At 71.2% G+C, this 17437-nt stretch carries 18 protein-coding genes; 9 read left to right on the forward strand and 9 right to left on the reverse strand.

Annotated elements, in window-relative coordinates:
* Positions 1-38 precede the first annotated feature (38 nt).
* From TA3x_RS04005 to aroE, 3 genes are read right to left on the reverse strand one after another with little or no spacing between them, the layout of a single operon-like run.
* Positions 39-974, reverse strand: coding sequence for a prepilin peptidase (locus TA3x_RS04005; protein WP_435018815.1), 936 nt, complete (start codon positions 972-974; stop codon positions 39-41).
* Complete coding sequence (locus tag TA3x_RS04010) at positions 971-1540, reverse strand: shikimate kinase (protein WP_435018816.1); 570 nt, start codon at positions 1538-1540, stop codon at positions 971-973. The genes TA3x_RS04005 and TA3x_RS04010 overlap by 4 nt, the downstream gene beginning before the upstream one ends.
* Positions 1537-3033 (reverse strand): shikimate dehydrogenase, encoded by a 1497-nt coding sequence (aroE, locus tag TA3x_RS04015; RefSeq protein ID WP_435018817.1) that lies wholly within the window; start codon positions 3031-3033, stop codon positions 1537-1539. Before aroE ends, TA3x_RS04010 begins: the two co-directional genes overlap by 4 nt.
* Positions 3034-3282: 249 nt before the next feature.
* On the opposite strand from aroE, the gene TA3x_RS04020 reads away from it, so the two are divergent.
* On the forward strand, positions 3283-3567 hold the full coding sequence (locus TA3x_RS04020; protein ID WP_435018818.1) for a hypothetical protein: 285 nt from the start codon (positions 3283-3285) through the stop codon (positions 3565-3567).
* Positions 3564-4163, forward strand: coding sequence for a dCTP deaminase (locus TA3x_RS04025; protein WP_435018819.1), 600 nt, complete (start codon positions 3564-3566; stop codon positions 4161-4163). The genes TA3x_RS04020 and TA3x_RS04025 overlap by 4 nt, the downstream gene beginning before the upstream one ends.
* A gap of 5 nt (positions 4164-4168) precedes the next feature.
* Here the strand turns inward: TA3x_RS04025 and TA3x_RS04030 are convergent, their stop codons facing one another.
* Positions 4169-4552 (reverse strand): hypothetical protein, encoded by a 384-nt coding sequence (locus tag TA3x_RS04030; protein ID WP_435018820.1) that lies wholly within the window; start codon positions 4550-4552, stop codon positions 4169-4171.
* Between the two features lie 27 nt (positions 4553-4579).
* Complete coding sequence (gene mutL / locus TA3x_RS04035; RefSeq protein ID WP_435018821.1) at positions 4580-6580, reverse strand: DNA mismatch repair endonuclease MutL; 2001 nt, start codon at positions 6578-6580, stop codon at positions 4580-4582.
* A gap of 122 nt (positions 6581-6702) precedes the next feature.
* On the opposite strand from mutL, the gene TA3x_RS04040 reads away from it, so the two are divergent.
* Positions 6703-7005 (forward strand): Rieske (2Fe-2S) protein, encoded by a 303-nt coding sequence (locus tag TA3x_RS04040; protein WP_435018822.1) that lies wholly within the window; start codon positions 6703-6705, stop codon positions 7003-7005.
* A 62-nt stretch (positions 7006-7067) separates the two neighbouring features.
* Complete coding sequence (locus TA3x_RS04045; protein ID WP_435018823.1) at positions 7068-7403, forward strand: hypothetical protein; 336 nt, start codon at positions 7068-7070, stop codon at positions 7401-7403.
* A 24-nt stretch (positions 7404-7427) separates the two neighbouring features.
* Here TA3x_RS04045 and TA3x_RS04050 read toward each other — a convergent pair whose 3' ends face one another.
* Positions 7428-8315, reverse strand: coding sequence for an MBL fold metallo-hydrolase (locus tag TA3x_RS04050; RefSeq protein ID WP_435022283.1), 888 nt, complete (start codon positions 8313-8315; stop codon positions 7428-7430).
* Positions 8316-8422: 107 nt separating this feature from the next.
* Between TA3x_RS04050 and TA3x_RS04055 the strand changes: the two genes are divergently transcribed.
* The 3 genes from TA3x_RS04055 (at position 8423) to TA3x_RS04065 (ending at position 11521) form a co-directional block, all read left to right on the forward strand.
* Positions 8423-9529, forward strand: coding sequence for a PfkB family carbohydrate kinase (locus TA3x_RS04055; protein WP_435018824.1), 1107 nt, complete (start codon positions 8423-8425; stop codon positions 9527-9529).
* Between the two features lie 89 nt (positions 9530-9618).
* A complete protein-coding gene (locus TA3x_RS04060) occupies positions 9619-10305 on the forward strand; it encodes a hypothetical protein (RefSeq protein WP_435018825.1) in 687 nt (228 codons plus the stop codon).
* Positions 10283-11521 (forward strand): hypothetical protein, encoded by a 1239-nt coding sequence (locus tag TA3x_RS04065; RefSeq protein WP_435018826.1) that lies wholly within the window; start codon positions 10283-10285, stop codon positions 11519-11521. The genes TA3x_RS04060 and TA3x_RS04065 overlap by 23 nt, the downstream gene beginning before the upstream one ends.
* A 210-nt stretch (positions 11522-11731) precedes the next feature.
* On the opposite strand, the gene TA3x_RS04070 is transcribed toward TA3x_RS04065, so the two are convergent.
* Together TA3x_RS04070 and dusB are read right to left on the reverse strand one after the other, a co-directional pair.
* Positions 11732-12229: a hypothetical protein gene (locus TA3x_RS04070; protein ID WP_435018827.1), complete on the reverse strand. Its 498-nt coding sequence runs from the start codon at positions 12227-12229 to the stop codon at positions 11732-11734.
* Positions 12230-12271: 42 nt separating this feature from the next.
* Entirely contained in the window at positions 12272-13366 is a 1095-nt protein-coding gene (gene dusB / locus TA3x_RS04075) for a tRNA dihydrouridine synthase DusB (protein ID WP_435018828.1), read from the reverse strand.
* Positions 13367-13449: 83 nt separating this feature from the next.
* Here dusB and TA3x_RS04080 point away from each other — a divergent pair, with 83 nt between their 5' ends.
* Both TA3x_RS04080 and TA3x_RS04085 read left to right on the forward strand, forming a co-directional pair.
* Entirely contained in the window at positions 13450-14649 is a 1200-nt protein-coding gene (locus TA3x_RS04080; protein WP_435018829.1) for a class I SAM-dependent methyltransferase, read from the forward strand.
* Positions 14650-14758: 109 nt separating this feature from the next.
* Positions 14759-15796 (forward strand): LLM class flavin-dependent oxidoreductase, encoded by a 1038-nt coding sequence (locus tag TA3x_RS04085; RefSeq protein ID WP_435018830.1) that lies wholly within the window; start codon positions 14759-14761, stop codon positions 15794-15796.
* On the opposite strand, the gene TA3x_RS04090 is transcribed toward TA3x_RS04085, so the two are convergent.
* On the reverse strand, positions 15754-17400 hold the full coding sequence (locus TA3x_RS04090) for a serine/threonine-protein kinase (RefSeq protein WP_435018831.1): 1647 nt from the start codon (positions 17398-17400) through the stop codon (positions 15754-15756). The two genes, TA3x_RS04085 and TA3x_RS04090, sit on opposite strands and share 43 nt — an antisense overlap.
* Positions 17401-17437: the final 37 nt, after the last annotated feature.

The following is a 17437-nucleotide window of genomic DNA, read 5'->3' on the forward strand; positions in this document are numbered from 1 at the left end:
TCCGCCCGACCTTCGATCCGTCGCGGGACCGGCCCGCCTCAACTCACTTCTCGGCCCATCAGGGTCCAGAATAGCATGGAAAATTCGGTGAAGTAGAATTTCAGCGCCAGGGGCCAGATCCAGATCCAGGAATACATCAGGGCCAGGGCCGCCATGCTCAGGTAAGGACCGAACGGAAGTTCTCGATCCGACTGGAGATAGGGGCGTCCCCGCAGGCGTTTGCCCAGGTAGACCGTCAATTTGGCCAGCGCCGGGACCAGCCCGAAGAACGGGGCGAGGAAGAAGGTGACGATCGCCGCCTGCCAGCCCATGTAGACGCCGATCATGGCGAGGATGTGGATATCGCCGGCCCCCATCGCCTCGCGGCGGAACACGATCCCCCCCACGACCCGCACGACCCCGATGAGCAGGCCCCCGACCAGCATTCCATAAACGCCGGCCCAGGCCCCCCCCTGCCAGGTGGTCGCCGCATTCGGCACGGGCCGGACTTCCGGGAAGATCGCCCCGATTGCCAGCCCGAGCACGATCCCGAGATTCGTCACCGAGGCCGGCACGATCGTGAGATCGGCATCGATGAACGTGACCGTGACCAGGAACGAGATCAGGAGCAGGTGGTAGAACACCTTGGCCAGCAGCAGCCCGTCGTCGCGGATGTACCCCCGGGGCAGGACGGCCTCGACCAGATAGGCCCCGACGAACAGGAGCCCGACCAGCAGCTCGATGGCCGGGTAGCGGGCCGGGATCGGGGTGCGGCAGGTCCGGCACGACCCGCCCAGGAACAGCCAGCCGAGGATCGGGATGTTGTCCCGGGCCTCGATCTCCGCCAGGCAGATCGGGCAGTGCGACCCGGGCCAGATCACGCTCTTTTCCCACGGGATGCGGTAGATGCAGACGTTCAGGAAGCTGCCCACCACGGTCCCGATCAGGAACAGGCCCACGACATAGATCAGGTGGATCTGCCAGAGGTAGTTCACCGCCCCTCGCTCCCTTCGGTGTCGGCCCGACGCCACGCCTCGATCACGGCGTCGGCCACCTGGTCGGCGGTCTTGCGCACCGTGTCGATCGCCCGGTCGGCCGTCTCATCATAGAGGGGCGTCCGCGCGGCCAGGACCTCGGCGATCTCGCCCAGGGTGCCCGAGGCCGTCAGCGCCGGGCGGTCGGCCACGCCGTGCCGGCCCGAGCGGAGCCGCCGGGCCAGGGTCTCGGGGTCGGCGGTGAGCCAGGCCACGAAGCCGAACCCCTTGAGGATCTCCCGGTTGGCCGGGGCCAGGATCGCCCCGCCCCCGGTCGCCAGGATGCCCCCGGCGTGGGAGGTCGCCAGGTCGGCCAGGATGCGGGACTCCCACTCGCGGAACGCCGGCTCCCCCTGCTCCTCGAAGATCCGCCGGATGGTGAGCCCGGCGCGGGCCTCGACCGCCTGGTCGGCGTCGACGAACGGCCGGCCGGTCCGCGCCGCGACGATCCGCCCGACCGACGTCTTGCCGGTCCCGCGATAGCCGATCAGGGCCAGCCCCCCCCGCCTCGGCAGGTCGGCGGTCATTGGCGGATCGGCCCGAGCTTGCGCCGGACGACCTGGCGCATCAGCTCCTCGGGGGCCTCCTGCCCGGTGTAGAGCCGGAACTGGTGGGCCGCCTGGCGGATGAACATCTCGACGCCGGTCACGGTGCGGCAGCCCCGCTCGCGGGCGAGCTTCAGGAACATGGTGTTCTCGGGGTGGTAGACCGTGTCCATGACCACGGTGCCGTCGCGGAAGCCGGCCGGGGGCATCGGCGTGCTGTCGACGTCGGGGTGCATGCCGACCGGGGTGCAGTTGACGATCACGTCGGGCAGGAGGCCGGCCCGCATGGCCCAGCTGGTGGACCGGCAGCCGACGGCCTCGGCCAGCTTCAGGGCCTTCTCGTCGTTGCGGTTGACGATGGTCACGCCCGCGTCGCGCCGGGCCAGCCCGAAGGCGATCGGCCGGGCCACGCCGCCGGCGCCCAGGATCAGCACCTGCTTGCCCGCCAGGGGGCTGGGGGCCCCCTCCTCGCCCGAGGTCTCGTAGGCCGATTCGAGCGCATCCAGGGCCGCGCGGTAGTCGGTGTTGTAGCCGACCCTCGTCCCGTCCGGCTTGGGGATCACGGTGTTGCAGGCCCCGGTCCTCTCGACGGCGCCGTCGGCCTGGTTCAGCAGGGGGATCACGTCCTCCTTGTGGGGGATCGTGACGCTGAACCCCTTGATCCCGACCCAGGACAGGGCCTCGAACGATTCCTTCAGCTTGCCGGCCGGCATCAGGATCGGCACCAGCACCTTGTTCAGGCCGAGCTGGCGGAACGCGGCGTTGTGGATCGCCGGGCTGAGGCTATGGCCGATCGGGTCGCCGATCACCGCGTAGACCTCGGTGTCCTTGTCGACCTGGTCGTAGAGGTAGTCGCGCTTCAGGGCGTCGTAGCCGATCATCCCCGGGGCGAAGTTGCGGTCGGGGTTGAAGTTGGCGTAGGTGAACGGGGCGCCATACTTCCGGTTCAGGACGCGGGTGAAGGTGCCGGCCTCGCCCATGGCGATGGCGATGGTGGGCGTCTCCATCTCCGAGGCGACCTGGAGCATCCGCGTGGCGTCGGCCAGGTTGTGGGCGCGGCAGGCGATCTTGACGATGTCCGCGTCCATCTCCTCGCACTGCTCGGCGATCGACTTGATGTCGTCGGGCACCTGCTTGAGGTTGTGGTAGCTGACGATCCGCTTGGTCTTGCCGAACCGGCGGACCTGCTGGGCGATGTCCATCTCCAGGTCGACGTAGTCGACCCCGGCGACGATCGCCTCGCGGATCAGCCGTTGCCGCTTGTCCTCGGGCCCGCGCCACAGGCCGCCGTCGGCCCCCCGGCGGACCGTGAACAGGAACGGAGTCGGCCGGCTCGCCAGGATCCGCTTGAGGTCCGGGTCGCGGCGCAGGCAATCGACCCGCAGCTCGACCAGCTCGACGCCGCCCTCGGCGGCCTGCTTCCACTCTTCGGCGAGCGCGGCGTGCCGCCCCCGCCCCAGGATTGCACAGATCATCGGACCACCCCAACCCTCGACAGCATACCGACCCCCGCGACCGGGACGAAGTCGGCAACCTCGCCGGCCCGACCGTCGCCGATTGTAAGCCCCCCGGCCGGGCTCGCGAAAGGGGGAGATGGCCGGCCCCGCGATTCGCTCATGGCACCCGGCTTGCCTGGCCGATCCTCCGAGAATCCCTTGCCCGCCCGCGAGGGGCCGTGATAGTGTACACTCATCAAGGCCGCCCACGACGAATGGAGGTGACTCATGGCCCTCGTCGCCTGCGAGATCTCGGACGGCCTGCGTGCCTCCGAGGCGACCGTGGCCGTGCGCGAGGTGGTCGGCGACCGCCAGTACCTCCGGGTCGAGCGCGACTTCCTGACCGAGGACGCCGGCCGCTACTACCTGTCGGTCGCCCTGATCCAGATGGACCCGACCGGTGCATCGGCCCTGATCGAATTGCCCCAGGAGGCCGATTCGGGCACGTCCCGCCTCTGGGTACCGGCCTCCGACCTCCGGCAGAAACGCTCGGCGGAACCGGTGGCGTCATGATCCTGTCGGACCGGGAGATCCGCGCCGCGATCGCCCGGGGCGCCCTGCGGATCTCCCCCCTGCCCGCCATCGATTCCCCCCGCTGGTCGAGCACCGCCGTGGACCTCGCCCTCGACGCCGAGATCCGCCAGTGGTCCCCGCCCGCCGACGGCCCCCGGCTGGTGATCGAGCCCGGCCGCCGCGACTTCAGCTTCACCAAGGTGGCCGAGTCCCACTGCCAGACCTTCTCGTGCGAGCCCCCGGTCGGCTACCTGCTCACCCCCTCGGCGTTCATCCTGGGCTGGACCATCGAGAAGATCAAACTGCCCTATGCGTCCCGCCTCGCCGCGCGGGTCGAGGGCAAGAGCAGCCTGGCCCGGCTGGGCGTGGGCGTCCACGTCACCGCCCCCACCATCCACGCCGGCTTCGGCGACAAGTCCGACGACCCCGCCTACCCCGGCACCCCGATCCAGCTCGAAATCTGGAACGCCGGCCCCCTGCCGATCCGCCTGGTCAAGGGGCTGCGGATCTGCCAGCTGATCGTCGAGGAAGTCCACGGCACCCCGGACATCGGCTACACCGGCATCTTCGCCGAGCAGGGCCCGCGGGGGTCCTGAGCCGCTCAGACCATCTTCCACCAGGACAGGTCGCGCAGGGCCTCCGCCGTCAGGATGGTCGAGAGCGTCGTGCCGACGATGAACAGGAGCCAGCCGACCGCCCGGCTCGGCAGGCCGATCAGGATGGCATACGCGTGGACCACCGGCGCGGTGGAGAAGCAGACGTTCGCCGCGAACGCCAGGACGATCACCTCCGGCTTCCAGAGCGAGGCCGACATCCCCATCCCGGCCAGGATCAGCACCTCCGCGACCAGGATCGCGTTGTAGGCCACCCGAAGCTTCTCCCAGAACAGGAATAGCTCCAGTGACGGTCGGCTTCCCGAACGGGCCGGGGCCATCGAGGAGGGGGCCGCGTAGGGATTGTCCGGAGTCATCGTTTCGGGCGTCATGGTCGGGCCTCGGGGGGCGGCGTTCGATCAGATCCGCCCGAACTGGCGTTCCAGCTCGGTCTTGCTGAAGACCAGGGCCGTGGGGCGGCCGTGGGGGCAGTGGTGCGAGTCGCCGACGAGGTGGCGGCGTTCCAGCAGGGCGGTGATCTCGTCGGGGGCGAGCTTCTGGTTGGCCTTCACGGCGGCCTTGCAGGCGATCATGCTCAGGACGTCTTCGAGCATGGCGTCGGGCGTGGGCGGGATCGGCCGGGAGCGGAAGTGGTCGGCGAGGTCGCGGATCAGCCGCTCGGGCGGGACGCCGGGGAGCATCGCCGGGGTGGAGCTGACCAGGATCGTGTCGCCGCCGAACGGCTCGACCTCGATGCCGAGTTTTGCCAGGGCGTCGCGACGCTCCAGGATCGCCGCCGCCTCGGGGGCGCCCATCTCGATCGGCTCGGGCACCAGGAGGCGCTGGGACTCGACCCCGCCGCGCTCGATCCGGGCCCGCAACTCCTCGTAGAGGATCCGCTCGTGGAGGGCGTGCTGGTCGATCACGACCATGCCGTCGGAGGTCTCGGCGATCAGGTAGGTGTCGTGGACCTGGATGGCCCGCACTGGCAGGTCGTCGGCCACGGCCTCCCGCGTCCCGGCCTCGGGGCGGAACCCGGCCAGGGGCGGGGCACCGGCGGCCGGCGGGGGCATTGGGTTCGTTTGGAATTCCGCGCCGGGGGGCGTTGGGTTCGTTTGGGATCCCGCGCCGGGGGGCGGTGCGAACTCGTCGAAGTCCAGGCTCGGCGGCGGGGCCGGGGCCGAGGGGGGCGGCGGTCCGTAGGTCGAGGCGTAGTTGGACGCCGTCCGGGACCAGTCGGGCGAGGCGGCCGGGGGGCCGCCGGCATAGCCGGGCGTCGGGAAGTTCTGGAAGGTCGAGGGGGTCGACGGGGTGAACCAGGAGGCGACGTCCTGCCGCTCCGACGGCCGCTCGGCCAGGGCGAATTCGGGGGCGCCGGGCCGGCTTGGGTTCGTTTGGGATTCCGCCGGGACCTGGAGCCGGGAATGCAAGTCGCTGGACAGGAAGGTCTGGCGGAGGGTCGCGAGCAACTGGCTGTAGATCTTCTGGCCGTCGCGGAACCGGACCTCGACCTTGGTCGGGTGGACGTTGACGTCGACCTCGTCGGGCGGGACGTCCAGGTGCAGGAATGCCACCGGCGACCGGCCCACCATCAAGAGGCCCCGGAACGCCTCGGACAGGGCGTGGCCGAGCGAGCGGTCCCGGACGTAGCGGCCGGAGATGAACAGGAACTGCCCCTTGTTCGACGACCGGCTCTGCGACGGGTGGCCGACGTAGCCCCACAGGTGGGTCCGGTCGAACTGGCTTTCCACCCAGAGCAGCGAGTCCGACAATTCGCGTCCGAAGAAGACGCCGATCCGGTCCTTCACGCCGGTCACGGCGGGCAGGTCGTGGAGGACCTTGCCGCCCGACCGGTAGGTGAGGTGGACGGTCGGGTGGGCCAGGGCGATCCGGGTGAACATCTCGATGACGTGCCCGGCCTCGGTCGAGTCGCTCTTGAGGTAGGTGCGCCGGACCGGCGTGTTGTGGAACAGGTGGCGGACCTCGATGACCGTGCCCACCGCGCAGCCGCACGGCTTGATCGGCGCGGCGACCCCGGCGTTGATCGACAATTCCGACCCCGCCTCGGCGTCGGCCGTGCGGGTCTGGCAGCAGACCTTGGACACCTCGGCGATCGCCGCCAATGCCTCGCCCCGGAACCCCAGCGTGCGGATCCGGAACAGGTCGTCGGCCTCGACCAGCTTGCTGGTCGCGTGCGGGGTGAAAGCCAGAGGCAGGTCCTCGGGCGACATCCCCTTGCCGTCGTCGGCCACCCGGATCAGGTCCTTGCCGCCGCGCTCGACCGTGACGTCGACCCGGGTCGCCCCGGCGTCGATGGCGTTCTCCAGCAACTCCTTGAGCACGCTCGCCGGCCGCTCCACGACCTCGCCCGCCGCGATCTGGTTGATCACCGACGCCGGCAATTGTCGGATGATCCCCATCGGCCCCCCTTCGATCGATCTCGCCGAGAAAAAACAGACCCACCGCCGTCCCCACCTCGCCCCGACTGGGGTCCCCCTATAATATCATCGCAAAGCCCGAGGGTCTGGGGAGTCCGCGACCGATGGGACGATTCGTCGACGCCTGCGACGCCGGCGAGGTCGCCGACGGCCGCGGCCACGCCTTCATTCTAGAGGGGCTGTCCATCGCCATCTTCCGCGATGGCGACCGCCTCCACGCCCTCCAGGGCACCTGCCCCCACGCGGGCGGATCGATGGGCGGGGGATGGGTCGAGGACGGCGAGGCCGTCTGCCCGCTCCACCGCTGGCGGTTCAAGCTCGCCTCCGGTCGCTGCACCACCGGCGGCGGGTCGCTCCACCGATTCCGCTGCGAGGTCCGCGACGGGCGGGTGTGGGTCGAGGTATGATCCCCGGTGCTTCGGCCGTGCCGTGATTTTCGCCTCGCTCACTTTCGCCGGGGAGTGCCGCCATGAAAGCCGTGATCCTCCAGGATGCCGACGGGGCCCATCTCTCCTTCGTCCTGTTCAGCCCGGGCCTCGGCGCGGACTCGGGGGACTGCGTGTTCATGGCCGTCCCCGGCCAAGTTGAGAGTTTCGGCACCCCGGTGTTCGAGGACATCTATCAGCGTCGCCAGGCCGGCGAGAGCACCTGGGAAGTGACCCATCGCGAGCCGATCGCGGCGCTCATCCGGACCCCCGGCATCCCGGCCGAGCTGTTCATCGAGCTGGGCGAGCCCGGCCAGTGGGGCACCGGCGTCGGGACGGCCCGGCAGGTGCTTGGGAAGGCGGCCCTGGCCCATAAGTGACCGGCCGGGGTCGCGTCGGGCCGGTCAGAGCCAGATCTTGAGCCGCCGCCTGAGGTTGTCGGGCAGCCGCTTCTCCACGATCCGCTGGATCTGCTCCGGGTGGAGGCGGGTGCTGAAGTGCGAGGCGATGACCCAGTCGTTCTGGAACCGGTCCGCGCGGGCGAGGATGTCGTCGAGGTGGGTGTGGCCGTACTTGTGGATCTTCTCCGGCCGTTCCTGGGGGGCGACGAAGGTCATCTCCAGGATCAGGATCTCGGCGCGGTAGATGTCCGGGTGGGCGTCGATGCCCGGCGGGGCGGTGTCGCCCAGGTAGGCCACCTTGGGCACGCGGATCTCGCCCGACACCTCGACGCCCGACATCCGGAGGTCGCGGATCGCCAGGTCGTCGCCGATCAGGTGCTGGTACTCCGGCTTGAGCTTGCGGCGACGCTCGTAGACCAGGAAGCCGACCGACGGGATCGTGTGCTTGGTGGCGAACACCGTGGCCACCAGCTCGCGCGAGATCGACAGCTCATCGCCCGGCTTCACCCCGACCAGCTTCGCCGGCAGGCGGCCCCGGTCGAGCTTCTGGAAGGCGCGGAGGAGTTGTTCCACCGCCTCGACCCCCTCGGCCGGGAGGTAGATGGTGGGCGGCTCCATCTTCATCATCCGGCGGCGGGCGACGTAGACGGGCAGCGCGGCGATGTGGTCCAGGTGGGTGTGCGACACGAACCAGGTGGGGGTGGCCATGAACGACCAGGGCTGGGCGCCCAGGTCGAACCCGATCTTGAGTTCGGGGACCCGCCAGTAGGTCTGCACCGCGGCGCGCGAGTAGCCTTCCACGGTCAGGCCGTTGTGCTCCATGGTCCGCACCGGGGCATTGTCGACCGGGTGGTCGAGCGAATCCACGGTCGTGTCCATCCCCATGTCCATGTCCGACGCCAACCCCGCCTCCCGTCTCGATTTCGTCCCCGTGCGCCCGACCCGGCCGATCCGCGATTATCCCCGGAACGGCCGCCGATCACCAGTGGAACCCCCCCATGCCCCGGACATCCCCCAGGACGCTCGTGTTCGGGCCGGCCTACCTCGATCGCGTCCTCCGGGTCGATATTCCGCTCGTCGACCCGTCCCGGGGCGAGCCCCCGCTCGACGGCAGCGTCGACGGTGCCTGGGCCGAACCCGGCGACGGGCTGACCCTCCGCGATCCGGCCGGCGGCCAGATCACCGTCGAACTCCCGGCCGATTGGCCCGGCCCGACCGGGACGATCGCCCTGGGCCGGCCGTTGTCTTCCGTCCAGGGGGATTGGACCCGGGAAGTCATCGGGCGATCCTGGGGCGACGATCTGGGCGGGATGGGGGCCGGCTACGCGTCGGCGCTGGGCGGGACCCTGATCCATGCCCTCGGCCCGGAAGCCGACCCCGTCGGCCGCTCGATCGAGGGCTTGCTGGCCTCGTCCGGGATCACGCATCGCCCGATCCGCGTCGCGGGACACGGGGCCGACTGGACCCTGCTGATCAGCGGGGGGGCGACCGGCGACAAGCTGCCGATCGGCTTCCGGGGCTGCCACGCGGCCGTCGATTCCTTGGGCTCCTGGAAGGATGAGCCGTGCGAGGTCCGGGTGGCCGCCGCGCTGCCCAACCGCCTCATCGCCGAGGCGCTGGCCGGCCCGGCCGAGGTCCGGGTGTTCGCCCCGTCGCTGCGGAACATGCTCGACCGCGACCCGCCGGTCCTCGCCTTCGCGGACCACGTCGACCTGCTGGCCTGCAACCGCGCCGAGTGGGAATCGCTCGACGACCGCGAGCAGGTCGCCTGGCGGATCCCGGTCCTCGTCGTGACCGACGGCGCGGACGGGGCGACGGTCCGGTTCACCACGCCCGAGGGGGAGGCGGGCCGGGTCCGGGTTCCGACCTTCCCCCGTGACCGCCCCCCGCGCGACACCAACCGCGCCGGCGAGGCGTTCGCCTCCACCTTCCTCCTCCACCTCCGGGACCACGGCTGGACGCCGGGCGTGGCCGAGATCGACCTGATGCGAGAGGCCACGGCGCGGGCCTCGGCGGCGTCGGCCCTGGTGATCGACCGCGAGGGGTTCGGCTTCCCATCGGGCGACGAGATCGATGCGGCCCTCCGCGCCGGCCGGGTGGACTGAAGGCGATGACGGCTGGCAACCCCGGGCGATCCGATGTAGTGTGGCTGCTTCGTGCGACGGGCCGGCCACGCGGTCGAGGGATGACTTCCATGAGGTTCGGGCACAAGCTGTGGGTGGTCATCGCGGTGGTCGTCGGCCTGGCCGCCTCGGCGCGCTGGACGCTGAGGGCCCAGGAGCGAGGCAACCGCGCGGGCCGTCCCCGCCCCGAGGCCGCCGCCCGGCCGGCCCCGGCCTCGGTCCAGGATGCCCTGATCCAGCCGTTCGACTTCCCGTTCGCCGAGCCGATCGCCCTGGTCGACGCCTGCACGGCGATCGGCCGGGCCCTGAACGTCGCCGTCGCGATCGACCAGGCGGCCCTGGATCGCCAGGAGATCGGCGACGACGAGGCGGTGAAGCTCGACCTCAAGGGGGTCCGGCTCAAGGTCGGGCTCAAGCTCCTGCTCGACCCGCTCCGCCTCACCTATCGCGTCGTCCCCGAGGACAACCTCCTGATCGTGACCGACGCCGAGGGCTCCGAGGACCCCGCCGCGCAGGCGCTGGTCGAACTTAAGGCGATGCACAAGGAGATCCACGACCTCCAGGACGCCGTGGACGACCTCCGGTCCCTGGTGGAGGAGGAACTCGGATTCGGGCCCGAGGAGGAGGGGGACGGCACCAGTTTCGTCTCCCATCGTGCCCCGCGTCGGCCCCAACCCCTGCGCCGCCCGGCCCGGTCGGGATCGGCGCCGAACCGCGACCCCAGGCCCCATCGCGATGCCGCCACCCCAGGCCGTTAGCCCGGTCAATCCAAGTAGCCCGGTCCGGAAGGTCTCCCGCTCCCGGGGCGAGCGGACCCCCTGGGGCTGGGGCCGCTGGCTCGCCGACCCCCGGGGGATGGTCCTGGTGGCCCTGGGCTCGGCCCTGGTCTTCGGCGGCGGGCGCCGGTGGCTCATGGCGATCCGGTCCCGGCGGGCGATCGCCGCGATCGCCGCCCCGAGGCCGACCCCGGAGGAGGTCGAGGCCGCCGCCGACCACGGCCGCGCCGGCCTGATGGACCTGTTCCGCCTGCTCGGCACGTCCGATGATCCCGCGATCCGCGATGCCGCCGGCCATGCCCTGGCCGCCCTCTGGAAACGGGATGACCTGATCGCCGAGGAGGAGAAGGCCCTGGTGCGCCGGGGCTTCGACGTGGCCTGGCGGGCCCGCAAGCGCTACCCCCGGGGGCTGAAGGCACCGATCCCGGTCGGGGTGGCCTACGGCGTGCCGTTCCTCCGCCCCGACCGCGCCGAGGTCGGCCCCGACGACCTCTCCTGGTCGCACCGGATCACCGGCGCCGAGAGGGCCGGCCTGGAAGTCCCTTCCTCGCCGATCGCCGGCCCCGGCTCGTTCACGTTCGCGATCGACCCCGGCGACTTCCCCGCCAACGGCCCGCACCGTCTGGTCCTCCACGCCCGGGTGCACGCCGCCGGGCCGACCTCGTCGTGGGACCTCGACCTGCCGCAGATGCCGTTCACCTTCGAGTTCGACCCCCGGCTGGCGGTCGACGCCCTGTTCGCCCTGCCCGACGAGGTCGAGGCGGCGCGGATCGCCTCGGCGGTCCGCCTGGTCTCGCCCGTCGCATCGGAGGACGAGGCCGGCCCGACCTATCTCGACCTCGGCCCCGATCTGGTCCTCCGCGACCCTCCCGTGCTGGAGGTCGCCACCCCCCTGCCCCGCGACCTGGCCCACGCCGTCGCGATCGAATTCGAGGGTGTCCCCGGCCGGTTCCGCGCCGGGTCGGTGGTCGCGAGCGGGCCTGGTGCGAGCGCATCCTCGGCCCCGGGCCGGCTCCGGATCCCCCTCGGCCCGATCATCGGCATCCCGGCCGACGCCTTCGACCGGCCCGGCGAGATCCGCCTCCGCGCCCACCTGACCGCCGACGCCGACCTCGGCTGGGCCGACCCCGACGTCCGGTCGCTCTGGCCCGGGACGATTACCACCGACTGGACGACGGCCCGGGCCATCCGCAGGTGATCGCCGCGAGACCTGATATCACACGGACCGGCCGACCCCCGAACCGAGAGCATTTGAGGGTTGAGCGTCGAGGTTTGACCTTTGAGTCGATGACCGATGAGTGTTGAAGCGACATCGGCACCAAGAAAAGGTGGCGGCCCATTCGGCCGCCGGAGCGGCTTACGACCGCCCTCGCCCCCGCCCCGAAGGGCCGACCGGCCGTGTGTGCGATCAACGAGCCAGGTCGAGCACCGCCGTAGGGAGCTCGACCCGCGTCGTGTTGTTGTAGTGCGTCAGGAGATCTTGGATGGCATCGATCTCCGACTCCAGGCGTCGGATTCGTTCCAGGGTGTCGGGCTTGGTGAATGCCGCCTCGAAGCGATATTCCGCCCCTCCGTATCCGGGTTCGACGCCGTGCTTCGTGTTGAGCCCCTGGAACATCTGGACGAGGGCCTTTTTCTCGGCCAGTCTCAGGATGTCGCGATAGATCGGGATGTTCCCTTCCTGGATCGTCGCCTTGACGATGACCATCGCCTCCTGGAGCGTGAGGAGGCGGTCATACTCGGCGTGGACGTCGAGCGAGGTCCCCGCCTCGTTCCGGCCGGCCAGGACGCTGTTGTATGTCTCGATGTTCGAGCGAGCCTGCGACAGACGGCCGGCCAGGCGATTCTTGATCGCGAGTGCCTTGGCCAGCGTGACGGACTCGGCGGTACCCGCCCCTGTGGTCATCGAAATCTCCCCAAGTGGTTTCGGCCGAGAGCAGGGTGCCGATCACCATTTGTCGATCGGCCCGGCCGGCACCGGGATCTTGGGCTCGAAGTGGCCGGGGATCGGCGAGGCCGGGCCGGACGAGCGGATCGAGGCGACGGTCTCGTCGAACAGGGTGACGCTCGACAGGTTGATCAGGCGGTGATACAGCTCCTTGGGCGGGCGGATCGAGTGGCTGTACCACTTGATGATCTTGCGGAACTGGAAGCAGGCGTTGCGGTCGCCCCGGCGGTCGACCAGCCGGTGGAAGTGGTCGGACATGGTGTCGACCCGTTCCTCGAAGGTCGGCTCGGGCCCGGGGTGGCCGTGCTGGGCCCAGTGCTGCAACTGGCGGAACAGGAACGGGTTGGACAGGGCCCCCCGGCCGATCGACACCGCCGCGCAGCCGGTCTCGCGGAACATTCCCTCAACATCGGCCAGGGTCCGCAGGTCGCCGTTGCCCACCACCGGGATCGACTCGACCGCATCGACCACCGCGCGGATGCCGTCGCGGTTGACCCCGCCCTTGAAGCCCTGCTCGCGGGTCCGCCCGTGGATGATGACCGCCTTGGCCCCGACCTTCTCGAACGAACGCGCCAGCGCCGGGGCCGACAGGTTGGCGTCGTCCCAGCCGAGCCGCATCTTGACCGTGACCGGCACGGGCACGGCGTCCACCACGCCGGCGACCAACTCGGTCGCGGAGTCGGCCTGGCACATCAGGGCCGAGCCGCCCCCCGTCTTGACCACCTTGTTGACCGGGCAGCCCATGTTGATGTCGACCAGGGTCGCCCCCTGGTCCACGACCCACCGAGCGGCCCGGCGCATCTCCTCGACGACGTGGCCGTAGATCTGGATCGCGATCGGGCGGTCCTCGGGGCAGGTCTCGGCCAACTCGAACGACCGGGGCCGCTTCTCCAGGATCGCGCGGGCGTTCACGAGGTCGGTCGTGGCCATGCCCAGCCCGCCGCGCTCGCGCACGGTGAGGCGGAACGCCAGGCTGGTGTAGCCCGCCAAAGGGGCGAGGAAGAACCGCGTCGGGATCGGCACGCCGCCGATCGACAGGGGCTCGCCGACGATCGGCGGGGGGGCGGGGTGTGCGGGGTCGGGTCGGTCGAGCAAGGTCGGCCCCTTGAATTCGGACAGGGTCTGGGTTGATCATTCTACCGTCCCGACGCCCCGATCCGCGAGAGATCCCGCCCCCGATGCGCACCCCCGCCGATGCCGGGCCCGAAGCCCTCGTGCTCACCACCGACGCCGGCCTCGCCCTGCTGGCCGAGGTCGCCGACGTGCCCCGCCCCGCCCCGGCCGACCTGGCCCGGTGGCGGAAGCGGGCCGAGCCCGAACTGGTCGCGGCGGCGCTGCGGATCGCCGAGGGCCGCCGCAAGGCCCGGGGCAAGTTCTCGCGGGCCGACCGGATCTGGCCCGAGGCCGTCGCCGTCGAGCAGGCGACCGCCGAGCCGGTGGCGAGGCACAAGGCCCTCCGCTTCGCCCGGATCCCCGACGCCCCGGTGGCCGACCTCTGCTGCGGGATCGGCGGCGACGCCGTGGCCCTGGCCGCGACGAATGCGGTGGTCGCGGTCGACCTGGATCCAGGCATGACCCGGCGGACGGTCTGGAATGCCGGCGTCTACGGCGTCGGAGATCGCGTCCAAGCCGAATGTTCGCGAGCCGAGACGTTCCCGGTCGCTCCGGCTTCCCTCGTCCACATCGACCCGGATCGCCGAGTCGGTTCGAAAGGGCGGGCCCGCGAGGTCCGGGATTACGTCCCCTCGACCGATTTCCTCCTCGGACTGGCCGGGCGGGTCCGGGGCGGCGCGATCAAGCTCGGGCCGGCGAGCGACTTCGAGACGATCGGCCTGGGGCACGAGTTGGAACTGGTGAGCCTGGGCGGCGAGTGCAAGGAGGCGACCGTCTGGTTCGGCGACTTGGCCGAGCCCGGCGTCGGCATCCGCGCCACCCACCTGCCATCGGGGGCGACCTGGACCGACCGCGACGGGCCGGCGTCGGCCCCGCGCCGCACGGCCCCGCTCGACGCCTGGGTCTTCGATCCCGACCCCGCGCTCTCGCGCTCGGGACTGCTCGACGGCTACGTCGCCTCGGTGGGCCTGGCTCGGGTGGGCTTCGGTGTGGACCTCCTCACCGGGCCGGGGCCGGTCGACTCCCCCTGGCTGGCGGGCTTCGCCGTGGTCGAGTCGTACCCGCTCGACATCAAGACCCTCCGCCGGGTGGTCGCGACCCGGGGCCTGGGGCCCCTGGAGATCAAGACGAAGGGGGTCGAGCTGCTGCCCGAGGCGGTGCGCCGCCAGCTCCGCCCCGAGGGCCCGAACCCGGCGACCTTGATCCTTTTAGGCGGCCGGGACATCCCCTCGCGGGCGATCCTGGCGGCCCGCCCCCCGGCCTGATCGCCGGGGTGGCCCGAGTTGCCCGGAGGGTCCGGCGTCCCTACCATTCGTGGGTGATCCCCGGCAGGGTGCGGGATCGTCGATCTGAACCCCAGGGCGGGCGGGACTCATGGCACCATCGACCGGATTCTCGATCCTCGACCTCTCGCCGATCCGCGAGGGGGGCACGGCGGCCGAGGCGCTGGCCAACTCGCTCGACCTGGCCCGGCACGCGGATCGGTGGGGCTATGACCGCTACTGGGTGGCCGAGCACCACAACATCCCGGGCATCGCCAGCGCCGCGACCTCCGTGGTGATCGGCCACATCGCGGGAGGCACGAAGCGGATCCGGGTCGGGTCGGGCGGGATCATGCTGCCCAACCACGCGCCGCTGGTGATCGCCGAGCAGTTCGGCACGCTGGAGTCGCTCTATCCCGGGCGGATCGACCTGGGGGTGGGCCGGGCGCCCGGGGGCGACCAGCAGACGGCCCTGGCGCTGCGGCGAACCTTGCGGGGCGGCGACACGTTCCCCCAGGACCTCGAAGAACTCCGGTCCTACTTCCGGCCGGCCGAACCGGGCCAGGCGGTGCGGGCGGTCCCGGGCGAGGGGCTCGACGTGCCGATCTGGCTGCTGGGGTCGAGCGACTTCAGCGCCCGTTTGGCCGCCGAGGAGGGACTGCCCTTCGCCTTCGCCTCCCACTTCGCCCCGGACTACCTGTTCGCCGCCCTGCGGATCTACCGCGACACCTTCCGCCCTTCCGCGTCGCTCGACCGGCCCCGGGTGATGGTCGGCGTCAACGCCTTCGCCGCCGACACCGAGCGCGAGGCGCACCGGCTGTTCACGTCGCTCCAGCAGGCATTCCTCAACCTGATCCGGGGCAAGCCCGGCCCGCTGAAGTCGCCGGTCGACGGGATGAACGGCCGCTGGTCCCCCGCCGAGCGTGCCCACGTCGAGCGGATGACCCGGATCACCGTGGTCGGCTCGGCCGACGCGGTCCGGTCCGGGCTGGAGGCGATCCTGGAAGCCACGGGCGCCGATGAGCTGATGCTGACCGGGCCGATCTACGACCACGCCGCGCGGCTGCGGTCGTTCGAGATCCTGGCCGGGGTCCGCGAGGACATGCGTCAACCCCGGCCCGAGCCGGCCGATTGCGTGCCGCTGGGCTGAGGGCCGGCCGGGAGGGTGGCCCGGTGTGTCGAGGTGAGCAGGTAAGCCATGTAGGCCAGCCAGAGCACGAACAGGGACAGGATGGTTATGGTGCCGACGCGGAAGCCGAACTCGGCCCCCTTCTGGGCGCCGTGGGTGGGTTTCCCCTGGAGCACGCCCACGATCGCCCCCACGCCGCCGCCGACCAGGGCCAGGCAGAGCGCCAGGGGGGCGACCAGCAGCGACGAGAACAGGAAGACCGTGACGATGGCGATGCTGGCGGCGCCGATCATGGCCGCGACCCAGCGGTTGCGGCGGCCCCACCTCCAGAGGCGGCGTCCCATCGGCTCGCGATAGGCCGACACCGGCTCTCCGGCCAGCCAGCGCTCGACCTCGTCGGCCAGCGTCCCCGCCGTCTGGTAGCGGTGGGCGGGCTTGAGCGCCATCGCCTTGAGGCAGATCGCTTCGAGCGAGCGCGAGGCATCCCGGCGGATCTCGCGGGGCCTGGGGAACTGCCCGCGTCGGACATCCGCGAGGATCTGCTCCAGGTCCTTCCCCTCGAACGGGGCCCGGCCGGTGAGCAGGCTGTAGAGAGTGGCGCCCAGGCTGTAGACGTCGCTGGTCGGCCCCACCTCGGCGGTCCTGCCCGTCGCCTGCTCGGGGCTCATGTAGGCCGGGGTCCCCATCGGCGATCCCGACTGGGTGAGCGACGGGTCGACCGGGCCGGCCCCGCCCATCGTCTTGCCCAGCCCCCAGTCGACCACGATCGCCTCGCCGAAACGCCCGAGCATGATGTTGGCGGGCTTGATGTCGCGGTGGATCACCCCCCGGGCGTGGGCGAAGTGGATCGTGTTGCAGACGTCCACGAACCGGCCGAGCAGGCGGCGGAGTTCGAGCGATCGCGCGCCCGGGTCGGGGTTCGCCCGGTCCTCCGAATGGAACGCGACCAGGGCCTCCTTGAAGGTCGTCCCGTCGATGAACCGCATCGTGTAGAACGGGCGGCCGCCGGGATGGCAGCCCAGGGTATAGATCGGGACGATCCCCGGGTGTTCCAGGCTGCCGGTGATCCGGGCCTCGCGGACGAATCGGGAGCGGGAGTCGGCGTCGTCGGCGTACCGGGGCTGGATCTCCTTCAACGCCACGTCGCGCCCCAGGGACTCGTCGCGGGCCAGGAAGACCTCGCCCAGCCCGCCCCGGGCGTGGAGCTTCAGCGAGTGGAACCGGGAGGAGGCCGCCGGATCGCGGGACGGGTGCGGCTCGGCGACGGTCGCCAGGCTATCGATCGCCGTCAGGTTCGACAGGCCGAGGAGGTCGATCGTGGAGCGGAGGGTCGGGTCGAGGGCCCGCTCGTGGAGCGGCCCGAGGGCGTCCTCCGGGTTCAGCGAGAGGAGCGCCTCGCGGGTCCCGCCCTGGAGCAGCGCCAGGCGATCGGCCAGGTCTTGCAGCATCTCCAGCGACGGGGCCGAGACGAGGGTCGACTCCACCAGGAGGCCTGCGAACGATCGGCCCGGCTGCTGGGACCAGGCGTTGTACGCGGAGATCAGGGCGTCCTGGCGGGCCAGCCCCAGCCGGAGGGCGAGCACGCCCAGCAGGAGCGCCGCCTCTCCGTCGCCTCGTGTGTTCATGGGGGGACGTGTCCGGTTGACCTGGTCGCGAGCCGAG

The sequence above is a fragment of the Tundrisphaera macrotermitis genome (genome assembly GCF_051175315.1).
Lineage (GTDB): Bacteria > Planctomycetota > Planctomycetia > Isosphaerales > Isosphaeraceae > Tundrisphaera.

Coding starts and splice junctions, on each gene's coding strand:
- TA3x_RS04045 (WP_435018823.1), top strand. CDS start 7,068: ATGAAAGCCGTGATCCTCCAGGATGCCGACGGGGCCCATCTCTCCTTC.
- TA3x_RS04010 (WP_435018816.1), bottom strand. CDS start 1,540: ATGACCGCCGACCTGCCGAGGCGGGGGGGGCTGGCCCTGATCGGCTAT.
- aroE (WP_435018817.1), bottom strand. CDS start 3,033: ATGATCTGTGCAATCCTGGGGCGGGGGCGGCACGCCGCGCTCGCCGAA.
- TA3x_RS04090 (WP_435018831.1), bottom strand. CDS start 17,400: ATGAACACACGAGGCGACGGAGAGGCGGCGCTCCTGCTGGGCGTGCTC.
- TA3x_RS04025 (WP_435018819.1), top strand. CDS start 3,564: ATGATCCTGTCGGACCGGGAGATCCGCGCCGCGATCGCCCGGGGCGCC.
- TA3x_RS04040 (WP_435018822.1), top strand. CDS start 6,703: ATGGGACGATTCGTCGACGCCTGCGACGCCGGCGAGGTCGCCGACGGC.
- TA3x_RS04050 (WP_435022283.1), bottom strand. CDS start 8,315: ATGGACATGGGGATGGACACGACCGTGGATTCGCTCGACCACCCGGTC.
- TA3x_RS04070 (WP_435018827.1), bottom strand. CDS start 12,229: ATGACCACAGGGGCGGGTACCGCCGAGTCCGTCACGCTGGCCAAGGCA.
- TA3x_RS04065 (WP_435018826.1), top strand. CDS start 10,283: ATGCCGCCACCCCAGGCCGTTAGCCCGGTCAATCCAAGTAGCCCGGTC.
- TA3x_RS04080 (WP_435018829.1), top strand. CDS start 13,450: ATGCGCACCCCCGCCGATGCCGGGCCCGAAGCCCTCGTGCTCACCACC.
- TA3x_RS04020 (WP_435018818.1), top strand. CDS start 3,283: ATGGCCCTCGTCGCCTGCGAGATCTCGGACGGCCTGCGTGCCTCCGAG.
- TA3x_RS04085 (WP_435018830.1), top strand. CDS start 14,759: ATGGCACCATCGACCGGATTCTCGATCCTCGACCTCTCGCCGATCCGC.
- TA3x_RS04055 (WP_435018824.1), top strand. CDS start 8,423: ATGCCCCGGACATCCCCCAGGACGCTCGTGTTCGGGCCGGCCTACCTC.
- mutL (WP_435018821.1), bottom strand. CDS start 6,580: ATGGGGATCATCCGACAATTGCCGGCGTCGGTGATCAACCAGATCGCG.
- TA3x_RS04060 (WP_435018825.1), top strand. CDS start 9,619: ATGAGGTTCGGGCACAAGCTGTGGGTGGTCATCGCGGTGGTCGTCGGC.
- TA3x_RS04030 (WP_435018820.1), bottom strand. CDS start 4,552: ATGACGCCCGAAACGATGACTCCGGACAATCCCTACGCGGCCCCCTCC.